Annotated in this window: 13 protein-coding genes; 7 read left to right on the plus strand and 6 right to left on the minus strand. The window is 67.1% G+C overall.

Translation table 11 applies throughout. The annotated features are described in order from the left end of the window. Position 1: 1 nt before the first annotated feature. Genes VES41_RS04100 through VES41_RS04110 form a run of 3 tightly spaced genes read left to right on the plus strand, consistent with a single transcriptional unit; the run spans position 2 to position 3,146 of the window. Positions 2–1,693 carry a class I poly(R)-hydroxyalkanoic acid synthase gene (locus VES41_RS04100; RefSeq protein ID WP_324813352.1) on the plus strand — a complete coding sequence of 564 codons (1,692 nt, stop codon included), beginning with the start codon at positions 2–4 and terminating at the stop codon, positions 1,691–1,693. A 36-nt stretch (positions 1,694–1,729) separates the two neighbouring features. Continuing rightward, entirely contained in the window at positions 1,730–2,908 is a 1,179-nt protein-coding gene (locus VES41_RS04105) for an acetyl-CoA C-acetyltransferase (RefSeq protein WP_324813354.1), read from the plus strand. A 31-nt stretch (positions 2,909–2,939) separates the two neighbouring features. Continuing rightward, positions 2,940–3,146 (plus strand): dodecin, encoded by a 207-nt coding sequence (locus VES41_RS04110; protein ID WP_324813356.1) that lies wholly within the window; start codon positions 2,940–2,942, stop codon positions 3,144–3,146. A gap of 35 nt (positions 3,147–3,181) precedes the next feature. On the opposite strand, the gene VES41_RS04115 is transcribed toward VES41_RS04110, so the two are convergent. Genes VES41_RS04115 through VES41_RS04135 form a run of 5 tightly spaced genes read right to left on the minus strand, consistent with a single transcriptional unit; the run spans position 3,182 to position 8,125 of the window. Further along, positions 3,182–4,039, minus strand: coding sequence for an endonuclease/exonuclease/phosphatase family protein (locus VES41_RS04115; protein ID WP_324813358.1), 858 nt, complete (start codon positions 4,037–4,039; stop codon positions 3,182–3,184). Continuing rightward, positions 4,036–4,878 carry a carbohydrate ABC transporter permease gene (locus VES41_RS04120; protein WP_324813360.1) on the minus strand — a complete coding sequence of 281 codons (843 nt, stop codon included), beginning with the start codon at positions 4,876–4,878 and terminating at the stop codon, positions 4,036–4,038. Before VES41_RS04120 ends, VES41_RS04115 begins: the two co-directional genes overlap by 4 nt. Then, positions 4,875–5,744: a sugar ABC transporter permease gene (locus tag VES41_RS04125; protein WP_324813363.1), complete on the minus strand. Its 870-nt coding sequence runs from the start codon at positions 5,742–5,744 to the stop codon at positions 4,875–4,877. Before VES41_RS04125 ends, VES41_RS04120 begins: the two co-directional genes overlap by 4 nt. 25 nt (positions 5,745–5,769) lie before the next feature. Further along, complete coding sequence (locus VES41_RS04130) at positions 5,770–7,071, minus strand: ABC transporter substrate-binding protein (RefSeq protein WP_324813365.1); 1,302 nt, start codon at positions 7,069–7,071, stop codon at positions 5,770–5,772. A 37-nt stretch (positions 7,072–7,108) separates the two neighbouring features. Further along, positions 7,109–8,125 carry an ABC transporter ATP-binding protein gene (locus VES41_RS04135; protein ID WP_324813367.1) on the minus strand — a complete coding sequence of 339 codons (1,017 nt, stop codon included), beginning with the start codon at positions 8,123–8,125 and terminating at the stop codon, positions 7,109–7,111. 131 nt (positions 8,126–8,256) lie between these two features. On the opposite strand from VES41_RS04135, the gene phbB reads away from it, so the two are divergent. Next, complete coding sequence (gene phbB, locus VES41_RS04140) at positions 8,257–8,994, plus strand: acetoacetyl-CoA reductase (protein WP_324813369.1); 738 nt, start codon at positions 8,257–8,259, stop codon at positions 8,992–8,994. A gap of 138 nt (positions 8,995–9,132) precedes the next feature. Next, positions 9,133–10,836, plus strand: a complete 1,704-nt coding sequence (gene ybaL, locus VES41_RS04145) for a YbaL family putative K(+) efflux transporter (RefSeq protein WP_324813370.1) — start codon at positions 9,133–9,135, stop codon at positions 10,834–10,836. Between the two features lie 33 nt (positions 10,837–10,869). Here ybaL and VES41_RS04150 read toward each other — a convergent pair whose 3' ends face one another. Continuing rightward, positions 10,870–11,277: a hypothetical protein gene (locus VES41_RS04150; RefSeq protein ID WP_324813372.1), complete on the minus strand. Its 408-nt coding sequence runs from the start codon at positions 11,275–11,277 to the stop codon at positions 10,870–10,872. A 267-nt stretch (positions 11,278–11,544) separates the two neighbouring features. Between VES41_RS04150 and VES41_RS04155 the strand changes: the two genes are divergently transcribed. After that, the gene (locus VES41_RS04155) at positions 11,545–12,117 is read left to right on the plus strand and encodes a hypothetical protein (protein ID WP_324813375.1); all 573 of its coding nucleotides are present in this window, start codon (positions 11,545–11,547) and stop codon (positions 12,115–12,117) included. 127 nt (positions 12,118–12,244) lie between these two features. After that, entirely contained in the window at positions 12,245–13,237 is a 993-nt protein-coding gene (gene dusA, locus VES41_RS04160; protein WP_324813608.1) for a tRNA dihydrouridine(20/20a) synthase DusA, read from the plus strand. Positions 13,238–13,268 lie beyond the last annotated feature (31 nt).

A 13,268-nucleotide genomic window follows, 5' to 3' on the forward strand; every position in this document is an offset into this window, starting at 1 on the left:
CATGAGCCAGCGCGCCTCGAACACGGCAGACCCGACGGGTCTTCTGCAGAACGGTTGGAACCAGGCGCTGGCATCGATGCGGGCCTTCGCCGGCGGCAACGAGGGCGGCCGGGACCATGCTCCGGTCGGCTTCGATCCGGACAAGCTCCAGGGCATCCAGCAGGAATACATCGCGCAGGCCACCCGGCTGTGGCAGGACGGCTTTGCCGCCCACGCCTGCGCCGACCGGCGCTTCTCGGCCGAGGCCTGGAGCCAGAATCCGGTGGCTTCCTTCGGCGCCGCCATGTACCTGCTCAATGCCCGCACCCTGATGGCGCTGGCCGAATGCGCCGAAGGGGATGCCAAGACGCGCAGCCGGCTGCGGTTCGCGGTCGAGCAATGGATGGCCGCCAGCGCGCCGAGCAACTTCCTGGCCTTCAATGCCGAGGCCCAGCGCAAGGCGATCGAGACACAAGGCGAGAGCATTGCCCGCGGCATTCGCAACCTGCTGGCCGACGTTCGCCAGGGCCACTTGAGCATGACGGACGAAAGTGCCTTCGAGGTGGGGCGCAACGTCGCCGTCACCGAAGGCGCGGTCGTCTACGAGAACGAGCTGTTCCAGTTGCTCGAGTACAAGCCGGCCGGGGCCAAGGTGTTCGAGCGGCCCTTCCTGCTGGTGCCGCCGTGCATCAACAAGTTCTACATCCTCGACCTGCAGCCCGAGAATTCGCTGATCCGCTATGCGGTCGACCAGGGTCACCGGGTGTTCGTGGTGAGCTGGCGCAACCCGGACGAATCGCTGCGCGAAGCCACCTGGGACGACTACATCGAAAGCGCCGCGATCGAGGCGATCCACACGGTGCAGGAAATCAGCGGCAGCCCGCAGATCAACGCGCTGGGCTTCTGTGTCGGCGGCACCATCCTGAGCACCGCGCTGGCCGTTCTGGCTGCGCGCGGCGAGGACCCGGTGGCCTCGGTCACGCTGCTGACCACGCTGCTCGACTTCTCCGACACCGGCATCCTCGACGTGTTCATCGACGAGCCCAGCGTGCAGTTCCGCGAGATGCAGATGGGCAGCGGCGGGCTGCTCGCCGGCGGCGACCTGGCATCGACCTTCAGCTTCCTGCGCCCCAACGACCTGGTCTGGAACTACGTGGTCGGCAATTATCTGAAGGGCGAGACACCGCCGCCGTTCGACCTGCTGTACTGGAACTGCGACGCCACCAACCTGCCCGGCCCGTTCTACGCCTGGTACCTGCGCAACACCTATCTCGAGAACAAGCTGGCCGTGCCGGATGCGTTGACCGTGTGCGGCGAGAAGGTCGATCTCGGCCGCATCAAGGCGCCGGCGTACATCTACGGCTCGCGCGAGGACCACATCGTGCCGATCGGCGGCGCCTATGCGTCGACGCAGCTGCTCAAGGGCAAGCGCCGTTTCGTGACGGGGGCCTCGGGCCACATCGCTGGCGTGATCAATCCGCCGGCCAAGAACAAGCGCAGCCACTGGATCCGCGAGGACGGCAAGCTGCCGCCTTCGCACGAGGAGTGGATCGCCGGCGCCACCGAGCATCCCGGCAGCTGGTGGACCGACTGGTCGCGCTGGCTGACCTCGCACAGCGGCCGCAAGGTGGCTGCACCCAAGACCTATGGCCGTGGACGAAAATTCCAGGCCATCGAGCCGGCGCCGGGCCGCTACGTGAAAGCCAAGGCCTGACGCCAAGAACATCCCTACCCCCCAGGAGAACAGCACATGGAAGACATCGTCATCGTTTCGGCGGCTCGCACCCCGATCGGAAAGTTCGGCGGCTCGCTCGCCGGCATCGCAGCCACGGAGCTGGGCGCCATCGTGATCAAGGAAGTCCTCTCGCGCGCCAAGCTGTCGAACGACCAGGTGGGCGAGGTGATCATGGGGCAGGTGCTGGCGGCGGGCTGCGGCCAGAATCCGGCGCGGCAGGCGCTGATCAAGAGCGGCATCACCAACGCGACGCCGGCACTGACCATCAACGCGGTGTGCGGCTCGGGCCTCAAGGCCGTGATGCTGGCAGCGCAGGCGGTGGCCTGCGGCGACAGCGAGATCGTGGTTGCAGGCGGCCAGGAAAGCATGAGCCTGGCGCCGCACGTGCTGCCCAACTCCCGCAACGGCCAGCGCATGGGCGACTGGAAGCTGGTCGACACGATGATCGTGGACGGCCTGTGGGACGTCTACAACCAGTACCACATGGGCATCACCGCCGAGAACGTGGCCAAGAAGTACGGCATCGACCGTTCCGCCCAGGACGAGCTTGCCCTGGCCAGCCAGACCAAGGCGGCCGCCGCGCAGGACGCGGGCAAGTTCAAGGACGAGATCGTTCCGGTGGACATCCCGCAGAAGAAGGGCGACCCGGTCGTCTTCGACAAGGACGAATTCATCAACCGCAAGACCAGCGCCGAAGGCCTGGCGGGCCTGCGCCCGGCCTTCGACAAGGCCGGCGGCGTGACGGCCGGCAATGCCTCGGGCCTGAACGACGGTGCCGCCGCCGTGGTGGTGATGAGCGCCAAGAAGGCCGAGGCGCTGGGCCTCAAGCCGCTCGGACGCATTGCCAGCTATGCCACCACCGGCCTGGACCCGGCGTACATGGGCATGGGGCCGGTCCCGGCTTCGCAGAAGGCGCTGCAGCGCGCCGGCTGGAAGCCGTCGGATTTGGACCTGCTGGAGATCAACGAGGCGTTCGCTGCCCAGGCCTGTGCCGTGCACAAGGAAATGGGCTGGGACATCAACAAGGTCAACGTCAATGGCGGCGCCATCGCGCTCGGACACCCCATCGGCGCGTCGGGCTGCCGCATCCTGGTGACGCTGCTGCACGAAATGCAGCGCCAGAACGCCAAGCGCGGCATCGCCTCGCTGTGCATCGGCGGCGGCATGGGCGTGGCGCTGACCATCGAGCGCTGAATACCGACCGCGCCTGCAAGGAGATCCTCCCATGAGCAACCACGTCTACAAGATCCTGGAGCTGACCGGATCATCCACCGAGGGCAGCGACGACGCGGTGCGCCGCGCCATTGCCAAGGCAGGCGAGACCGTGCGCAACATCCAGTGGTTCGAGGTGCTGGAAACGCGTGGCCACGTGACGGACGGCAAGGTCGCGCACTGGCAGGTGACGGTCAAGGTCGGCTTCACGCTCGAATAGCGCCGCGCCGGCGCCGCGCGCGCGCCGCCTGCCGTTCAGCCCAGCTCGACCATCACCGGCTGGTGGTCCGAGACCTGGGTGGCCGTGTCCACCTCGATGCGGCGCAGGCGCGGCGCCAGCGCATCGCTGAGGAACACGAAATCGCAGCTGACCGGATCGGGCCCGTAGCGCTGGTCGTACAGGCGGAAGGTGGGCGGGTGCGGCAGGTCGCCGTGCGCGATGCGCCAGGCGTCCTGCAACCGGCGCGGTGTGCCGGGCATGGGCTCGAACGCTTCGAGCAGTGCGGCGTAGGCCGGGTCGGCCGCGGACATGTTGAAGTCGCCGCACAGCACGGCCTGCTCCGTGTGCACCTTGGGCTGGAACGGCGAGCCGGGCTCCTCTCGCTTCGGCGGTGCCAGCGCCTGGGCGCTGGCTTCGGCATGCAGGGCGCGCAGCGCCTGTGCCTGCGCCATGCGCTGCGGCGCCGAGTAGTACTCCAGGTGGGTCGTCATCACGCGCACGGGGCCCAGTTCGGGGGTGACCAGCGTCAGGCTGGTGCACATGCGCGGCATGCTCGGCTGGGCCGGATCGGCGGGCCATGGCAATGGATGATGCTGGATGCGCGCCACCGGCAACCGCGTGGCAATGACATTGCCGAAGCGCTGGCGGCGCCCTCGGGCGTCGACCTCGTCCACCGCGGCGCCGAAGAACAGGGCGAAGCCGGGCAGCAACCCTTGCAACTGCGCAGGTTGGTCGCCGGGGCCGCCGGGCAGCTCGTCGAAGCCCTGGGCGATCTCCTGCAGGCACAGCACGTCGAAGTCGGCCATGGCGCGCGCGCCGTCGACGATCCGATCGGGGCTGACGATGCCGTCGAGGCCGCAGCACCACTGCGTGTTCCAGGTGATGAGTTTCATTTGATTCCCGCGCGCATGAAGCTTTGGACGAACTGCCGCTGAAAAAGCAGGAAGGCGATCAGGAGCGGCGCCGAAGTCATCAGCGTGGCCGCGGTGATGATCGACCAGTCCACCCCCTGGTCCACCGACGAGAATACCTGCAGCCCCACGGTGAGCGGGCGCGCGTTGACGCTGTTTGTGACGATGAGCGGCCACAGGAAGTTGTTCCAGTGGTAGCTGACCGAGACCAGGGCGAATGCGGTGTAGACCGGCCGGGCCAGCGGCATGTAGACGCGCCAGAGGATCTGCAGTGGGCCGGCGCCTTCGACGCGCGCCGCCTCGTCGAGCTCCTTGGGCACGCCCAGGAAGGTCTGGCGCAACAGGAATATGGCGAACGCCGATGCGAAGTAGGGAAGGCCGATGGCCAGGAGCGTGTCGACCAGGCCCAGCCGCGCCATCGTCTTGTAGTTCTCGACCACCAGGATGTCCGGCATGACCATCAGCTGGACCAGCACCAGGGCGAAGGCAATGTTGCGGCCACGGAACTCGTAGCGGGCGAAGGCATAGGCCGCCAACGTGGCCAGCACCAGCTGCACCGCCAGGATCATCACCACCAGCGCAGCGGTGTTGAGGAAGTAGCGCGCGAAGGGCGCCGCTTCCCAGGCGCGGCTGAAGTTCGACAGCGTCAGCGGGGCCAGCAGTTCGAAACGGGTGGAATATTCGGACGGGTGAAAGGCAGTCCACACCGCGTAGGCCAGCGGCAGTATCCACAGCAGGGCGAGCAGCCAGGCCGCCAGCGTGTCGAGCAGCGTGGGCTCGTTGTAGACGAGGCGGCGCGTGCGGGTCTCGGCCGTACTCATTTGTAGTGCACCCGTCGGTCGAGTACGAAGAACTGGAACAGCGCGATGGCCGCCAGCACCAGCACCAGCACGACGGTGATGGCCGATGCGTAGGCCGTGTCCCAGAAGCTGAAGCCGACCTCGTACAGGTGGTAGAGCAGCAGGATGGAGGCATTGTCCGGGCCGCCGCGGGTGAGCACGAACAGGTGGTCGACCATGCGGAAGGCGTTGATGCAGGCGTTGATCAGCACGAACAGCGTGGTGGGCATCAGCAGCGGCCACAACACGCGCCGGAAGAAGTAACCGCGCGACGCCCCTTCGATGGCTGCGGCCTCGCGCAGGCTCGGATTGAGCGATTGCAGCGCCGCGAGGTAGAAGATCATGAAGAAGCCGGCTTCCTTCCAGATCGCCACCGCGGTCACGGCGCCCAGCGCGGTCGACGGACTGCCGAGCCAGTTGTGCGCCGGCAGGCCGAGCATGCCGGTGAACCGCTCGAGCAGTCCGTACTGCGGCGTGTAGAAGAACAGCCAGATGTTGGCTACCGCGATCATCGGCAGAACCGTGGGCGTGAAGTACGCCATGCGAAGGAACGCGCGCCCGGCCATGCGCTCGTTCACCCACAGCGCCATGGCCAGCGCCAGCCCGATCGAGGCGGGGATGGTGGCGGCGGCGAAGATCAGGTTGTTGCGCACGGCCTTCCAGAACACCGGGTCCTGGGTCATCACCTGGTAGTTCTCGAGCCCGACCCAGACGCTGGGCCGGGCGCCGCGCGGCGTGGAGTGGAAGCTGTCGATGAAGGTCGACACCGCGGGCCAGTGCGTGAAGGCCACGAGCAGCAGCATGGCCGGCAGCAGCATCAGCCAGGCATGGACGCTACGCTGCTTCATTGCCTCTGACCCCGGCCCGGTCTGGTCACTTGTAGGCGCGCAGGATGCGGTCGGCTTCCTGCTGGGCGTCCTTCATCGCCTGCGCGGGCGTCTTGGTGCCGGTCAGCGCTGCCTGCAGGCCATCGTTGAGTGCCTTGGTCACGCGCTGGTTCTCATGCGTCGAGAACTCGGCGACCGAGACCGGCAGCTGGTCGCGCGCAACCAGGGCAGGCGGAAACTCGGCGCCATACTTCTTGAGGGCCGGCGTGTCGTACGCGGCCGGCGAGACGGCGACGTAGCCGGTGTCCATGCTCCAGGTGGCCGCGCGCTCGGGCTGGGTGATCCACTTGATGAACTTGAATGCCGCCTGCTGCTGCTCGGGCGTGGATTTCTTGAAGATGTAGAAGTTGCCGCCGCCGGTGGGTGAGCCCTTGCGCGTGTTGCCGGGGATCATGCCCACACCGAACGGAAAACCGGCGTTCTTGCGGATGTTGGTCAGGTTCCCGGTTGTCGTGTAGATGATCGCGGCCTTCTTCTCGAAGAAGTCCTTCGGCGTGGTGCCCCACTCGACCACGCCGGGCGGATGCACGCCGGCCTTGCCGAGGTCGACCCAGAACTGCAGGGCCTCGATCACCTTCGGGTCGTCGAACTTGACGGCAGTGCCGGCCTCGTTGGCCAGGATGGCGCCATTGGGCGTGGTCAGCGTCTGGAACAGCCAGTAGGGGAAGCCGCTGGCCGGAATCTGCACGCCCCACTGGCTGACCTTGCCGTCCGCATCCTTCTTCGTGAGCCGGGTGGCGGCTGCTTTCAGTTCTGCCCAGGTGGCCGGCGCCTTGTCGGGGTCGAGCCCTGCCTCCTTGAAGGCGTCCTTGTTCCAGTACATCACCACCGTGGACCGCTGGAAGGGGATGCCCCACGTCTTGCCGCCGGTGCGGCTGTTCTGCATGAACGCGGGATAGAAGCTGTCCATCCACGCCTTGTCCTCTGGCGTCTTGACGAAGTTGTCGATGGGCACGACCGCGTCTTCGTCGATCAGCGTGAACATGTCGGTCGACAGCAGCACCGACGTCACCGGCGGGGTGCCGGACTTGTGCGCCGTCAGCGCCTTGACGATGGTCTCCTGGTAGGTGCCGGCATAGATCGGCGAGACCTTGATGCCGGGGTTCTCCTTCATGAAGCCCTCGGCGAAGCCGTCGATGGTCTTCGCGATCGGTCCGCCGACGGCGACCGGGTAATAGAACGAGACCTCGACTGGCGCCTGCGCCATTGCCGGCATGGCGCCATACAGGCCGCTTGCTGCGGCCAGCAGCGGCATGGCACAGATCTTGAGAAAGGATTTGCGTTGCATGGACTCTTCTCCGATTCGGATGGGAACAGGGAAACTTTCAGTCGATACGCGCGCCCTGGGCGTCGAAGCCGTGGGCGTCTTGCGGCGACCAGCGCAGGCCGAGCTGCTGGCCGGCTTCGGCCGGCTGCCGGCCGTCGGTGCGCACCAGCAGCGATTCGCTGCCGATGCGGCAATGCAGGACCCGGTCGGCGCCCAGGTATTCGGTGCTGTCGACCAGTGCGGGGATGCCCGACGGGTCGAGCACGATCGATTCGGGCCGGATGCCCAGGGTGGCCGCGGCGAGCCCGGTGTCGTAGTTGCTGCCGGCAATGCGGCCCTCGTCGAGGCGCAGCAGGTTCATCGGCGGCGTTCCGACGAACCGGGCCGCGAAAGTGGTCGCAGGGCGCAGGTACAGCGCTTGCGCCGTGCCGGCCTGCTCGATGCGGCCGCGGTTGAGCAGCACCACCTGGTCGGCCATGCTCATCGCCTCGGCCTGGTCGTGGGTGACGTAGACCACCGTCAGGCCGAGTGCGCGCTGCAGTTCGCGCAGTTCGCGCCGCATTTCCTGGCGCAGCTGGGCGTCGAGATTGGACAGCGGCTCGTCCATCAGGCAGACCTTGGCGCGCGCCACCAGGGCCCGGCCCAGCGCCACGCGCTGCTGCTGCCCGCCGGACAACTGCGACGGCTTGCGCTCGAGCAGTGCCTGCAGCCCGAGCAGCGCGGCGGCTTCCTGCACCCGTGCGCGCGCCTCGGCCGCCGGCACCTTGCGCACCGACAGGCCGAACCCGATGTTCTCGGCCACGCTCAGGTGGGGGAACAGGGCGTAGTTCTGGAACACCATCGAGATGCCGCGCGCCGACGGCGGCCGGTCGGTCACGTCCGCGCCGTCGATCAGGACCTGCCCGCCGCTGGCGCCTTCGAGGCCGGCGATGATGCGCAGGGTGGTCGATTTGCCGCAGCCCGATGGCCCCAGGAGCACGCAGAAGGTGCCGCTGTCGATCCGCAGGTCGATGGCATGCAGGGCATCAACGTCTCCCCAGGACTTGCGGATACTCTTCAGCACGATGGAAGACATCAGGCCAGTATAGAAATCTTTAGTGACAATCCGTTGCGTGCATGCTTGGTGTTTTCCTGAGACAGGCGCGTCATTGAATGTGGCTACAGTGAAACGGCCCGTCGAGGGCAACGGCATACAAAGGAAACATCATGAGCAAGAAAGTCGCATACGTCACCGGAGGAATGGGAGGCATCGGAACGGCCATTTGCCAGCGTCTGCACAAGGACGGTTTCACCGTCATCGCCGGGTGCGGTCCGACCCGCGACTTTGACAAGTGGCTTGGCGAGCAGAAGGCGCTCGGCTTCGAGTTCCACGCTTCGGTCGGCAACGTGGGAGAGTGGCAGTCCACCGTGGACGCCTTCACCAAGGCAAAGGCGGAGCACGGCAGCATCGACGTGCTGGTCAACAACGCCGGCATCACCCGCGATCGAATGTTCCTCAAGATGACCCGCGAGGACTGGGACGCGGTGATCGAGACCAACCTCAACAGCATGTTCAACGTCACCAAGCAGGTGGTGGGCGACATGGTGGAGAAGGGCTGGGGCCGCATCATCAACATCTCGTCGGTCAATGGCGAGAAGGGGCAGGCCGGTCAGACCAACTACTCGGCCGCCAAGGCCGGAATGCATGGCTTCACGATGGCGCTGGCGCAGGAGCTTGCCGCCAAGGGCGTGACGGTCAACACGGTGAGCCCGGGCTACATCGGCACCGAGATGGTGCGGGCGATCCGGCAGGAAGTGCTCGACAAGATCGTCGCCACCATCCCGGTCCGGCGCCTGGGCGAGCCGGGCGAGATCGCATCGGTGTGCTCCTGGCTGGCCAGCGACGAAGGCGGCTATTCCACCGGCGCCGACTTCTCCGTCAACGGCGGACTGCACATGCACTGACCGCACTGCGCACCACGAACGACCCGCCCTCCGGCGGGTTTTTCATTGGTGCGCCCGAAGCCGCGGCGATGCCGCGGCCGACGGCTGCGAAGGCCATTCGGCGCGATGGGCACGGCGGTTGCGTGGATACTTCCACGCATGACGCATGGCGCCTCCCTCATCAACACCATCGCGGCCGCACTGGGGCTGGCGCTGATCTTCGGGTTCGTCGCGGTGCGGCTGCGCCTGCCGGCGCTGGTCGGCTACCTGCTGGCCGGCGTCATCATCGGGCCGTTCACCCCGGGCTTTGTCGCCGACGCCAACATCGCCGCGCAGCTGGCCGAGATCGGCGTGATGCTTCTGATGTTCGGCGTCGGCCTGCATTTCTCGCTCGACGACCTGCTGGCCGTGCGCAAGATCGCCGTGCCCGGCGCGCTGGTGCAGATTGCGGCGGCAACGGTCATGGGCGGACTGATGTCACTGGCCTGGGGTTGGAGCATCGGCGCTTCGATGGTCTTCGGCCTGGCGCTGTCGGTGGCCAGCACGGTGGTTCTGCTGCGGGCGCTCGACAGCCTGGGCCTGCTGGACAGCTACGTCGGCCGGATCGCCGTTGGCTGGCTGGTGGTCGAAGACCTGGCCATGGTGCTCGTGCTGGTGCTGCTGCCTCCCCTGGCCGAGGTCCTGCTCGACCGCCAGGGCGCGGGCGGGGCGGGCGCCGACGTGTGGCGCGCGCTCGGCCTGACGCTGTTGCAGGTGGGCGCGTTCGTGGCCCTGATGCTGGTGGTCGGGCGCCGCCTGTTCCCCTGGCTGCTCTGGCAGGTCACGCGCACCGGCTCGCGCGAACTCTTCACGCTGTGCGTGGTGGCGGCGGGCGTAAGCATCGCCTTCGCGTCGGCCGCGCTGTTCGGCGTGTCGTTCGCGCTCGGTGCATTCTTCGCCGGGATGGTGATGCGCGAGTCGGAATACAGCCACCGCGCGGCGCAGGAGTCGCTCCCGCTGCGCGATGCCTTCGCGGTGCTGTTCTTCGTGTCGGTCGGCATGCTGTTCGACCCATGGGTGATCCTGGAGCGGCCGTTGCAGGTGCTGGCGGTGGTGCTGGTGATCGTGGTGGGCAAATCGATCGCCGCGGCAAGCATCGTGCTGCTGTTTCGCTATCCGCTGGGCGTGGCGCTCACGGTGAGCGCGAGCCTGGCGCAGATCGGCGAGTTTTCGTTCATCCTGGCCGGGCTCGGCGTGTCGCTCGGCCTGCTGCCGCCGGAGGGGCGCAACCTGGTGCTGGCCGGCGCATTGATCTCCATTGCGACCAACCCGTTGTGGTTCGCCATGATCGCCCCGGTGCAACGCTGGCTGCTCCAACATTCGGCCCTGGCGCGTGAGTTCGAATCGCGCGTCGATCCGATGGCCGAACTGCCGATGACCACCGACGCGCGGTTTCTCTCGCGCCAGGTGGTGCTGGTGGGCTACGGGCGGGTGGGGCGCCGCATTGCCGCCGTGCTCGACCAGAACGAGGTGCCGTTCGTGGTGGCCGATCGCAATCGCGAACTGGTCGAGAAACTGCGCGCCGAGGGCCGGGCCGCCGTCTGGGGCGACGCCGCCGAGCCGAGCGTGCTGGTGCAGGCCCACATCGCCCGGGCAAGAGTGCTGGCCATCGCGACTGCTGACGCCATCGACGTGCACCAGATGATCGCGACCGCACGCACGCTCAACCCGGCGATCCAGGTGGTGGTGCGCAGCCACAGCGAGGAGCAGGCGCGCATCCTCACGCAGGACGAGGCGACGGTATTCCTGGGCGAGCACGAGCTGGCCCAGGCCATGGCGCGCGACGTGGTGCGCCGCACGGCGGCTGTGGCAGCGCACGCCTGAGCGGCGCGGACGGCGCCTTTGGGTGCGCGGTCGTCAGAGGTCCTCGATCACCAGGCGGCGGTAACGTTCGGCGGCGGAGTAGGGGGCCTGGCGAACCACGACCATGACCTTCTCCGCGGCCGGCCCGTCGGGCGTGCGCACCAGCAGTGCTGCGTGCCCTTCGAGCGCGAGGCGGGTGTAGACGCGTACTGCCGCGCCCTCGGTGCCGGCAGACGGCAGGGGGAAGTCCGCCGCGCGCGTGGTCGGCGTGATGGTGTCGAGAATCTCCTCGGGAGAGATCAGGCAGACGTCGTCGCCATTGACCACGTCGGTTTCGATCAGCCGATGCCCGACCTGGCTCGCAACCTCGACGCTGGGAAACATGATCATGGAGTGGCCGGTGGGATAGAACACCCCGCCGATGGCCGAAACCATGTGGCTGTCCATCGCAAATCGCTTCATGCTGGCCTCCACCAAACGCGGCGCTCGATCCCTCATTCCAATCCTGAAGCGTCTCGAAAAGTGATACTAAAGCGCGCACTTGTGTCATTTCGTGACAAAGTGCCCTAGGCGTAATTTCTGTCGGCTCTTAGTATTCATAAATCAAGACTTCGCGTCGATTGACGAATCCACAGTGCGTCTCCACAAGGACCATTGCCGCCTTTCCAGCGCACGGCGCGCCCCTCGCGCCCGACTGGCCGCCGGTCGCCTGACGCCAGAGGTGCCGTCATGGCGGTGAAGCGCTGGCTGCCGCTCGCGGCCGTGCTGGTGCTCGGCGTCGTGCTCTGGTTCGTCGACCCGAGAGAGATCGAAGTGTGGGCGGCGTGGGTCCAGGTGGTCGGTGTACTGCTGGCCATCGGCTGGTCGGTGCGGCTACAGGGCGTGCACGCGGGCCACGGCGCGCGTCAGGCCGAGCGCGTGGCGGTCGTGTTCGCGAGCAACATGCACTGGGTGTTTCGCGAACTCAACGACGCCTGCATCAAGCGCAGCTGGACCGACTTCGTGGTCAATCGCCGCATCCTCGACGAGATCCTTTCCCAGGGCCGAGAAGTGTCGCTGCCCCTGCTCGAAGGCCGCACCCTGGCCATGGCGAGCAACCTGCGCTCCATTGGCGTGGAGGCGCTGGAGCTGACGCTGCCGCACACGCCCGAGGGCAACTGGCGAAACATGCAGAGTTACTTCGAGAAGCGGTTGCCCAACATCGCTGCCTGGCTGTCGGCCACCGGGAATCCGCCGGACGCCAACGGCCCGACCGACTACCGCGGACTGCGAACCTCGTTCAGCCAGCTCGGCCCGCTCTGACGCGCGGATGCCGGGCAGCGGCGGCGCGGATCGGTTGCCTCGCCCGCCGAGACCCGCCACCTGGGAAAATGCGGGCTTCGCGCGCGGCCGTGCCGCGCGCGCCGACTTCTGGCTGGATACTTTGCACATCAATCAACCGAATCAATCGCCGAATCCGTCCCGGGTGAGTGTTGCACCCATGATGGACTGGACGGACAGGCATTGCCGCTATTTCCATCGCCTGCTCAGCCGCCGTGCGTTGCTCTACACCGAGATGGTGACCACGGGCGCCTTGCTGCATGGCGATGTGCCGCGCCATTTGCGCTTCAACGCCGAGGAGCACCCGGTGGCTCTTCAACTCGGCGGCAGCGAGCCGCAGGACCTGGCGCGATGCGCGGGCCTGGCCGAGCAGTGGGGCTACGACGAGGTCAACCTCAACTGCGGCTGTCCCAGCGAGCGGGTGCAGCGAGGTGCGTTCGGCGCCTGCCTGATGGCCGAGCCCGCACTCGTCGCCGACTGCGTTAGGGCCATGGTCGGCGCCACGTCGCTGCCGGTCACCGTCAAGCACCGGATCGGCATCGACAAGATCGAGCGCTACGAATTCGTGCGCGATTTCGTCGCCCGGGTGGCCGATGCGGGCTGCGCCACCTTCATCGTGCATGCCCGCAATGCCTGGCTCAAGGGGCTGTCGCCCAAGGAAAACCGCGAGATCCCGCCATTGCGATATGAACTCGTGCACCGGCTCAAGCACGAGTTTCCGCAGCTCACCATCTCCATCAACGGCGGCTTCGTCGACAACGCGGCCGTGCATGCGCAGTTGCGCCTGCTCGACGGCGTGATGGTGGGGCGCGAGGCCTATCACAACCCCTGGTGGCTGGCCCAATGGGACGCCGAGTTCTTCGGCGACGACCCGCGCGAGCTGTCACGCGAGGACGTGGAGGCGGCCATGTGCGACTACATGGCGCGCGAGGCTTCGGAACATGGAACGCCCTGGTATGCGATTGCACGCCACATGCTGGGGTTGCGCAACGGCCTGCCCGGCGCGCGCCGTTGGCGGCAGGTGTGGAGCGACCACCGCCTCAAGCAGTTGCCTGCGCACGAAGTGATGCAGCGCGCGCGCGAGGCCGTGCCGGCGGGCTGACGCTTCCCCCAACTGCTGGGCGGGCGAAGCG

It is taken from the genome of Variovorax sp. (genome assembly GCF_035634955.1).
Taxonomy (GTDB): domain Bacteria; phylum Pseudomonadota; class Gammaproteobacteria; order Burkholderiales; family Burkholderiaceae_C; genus Variovorax.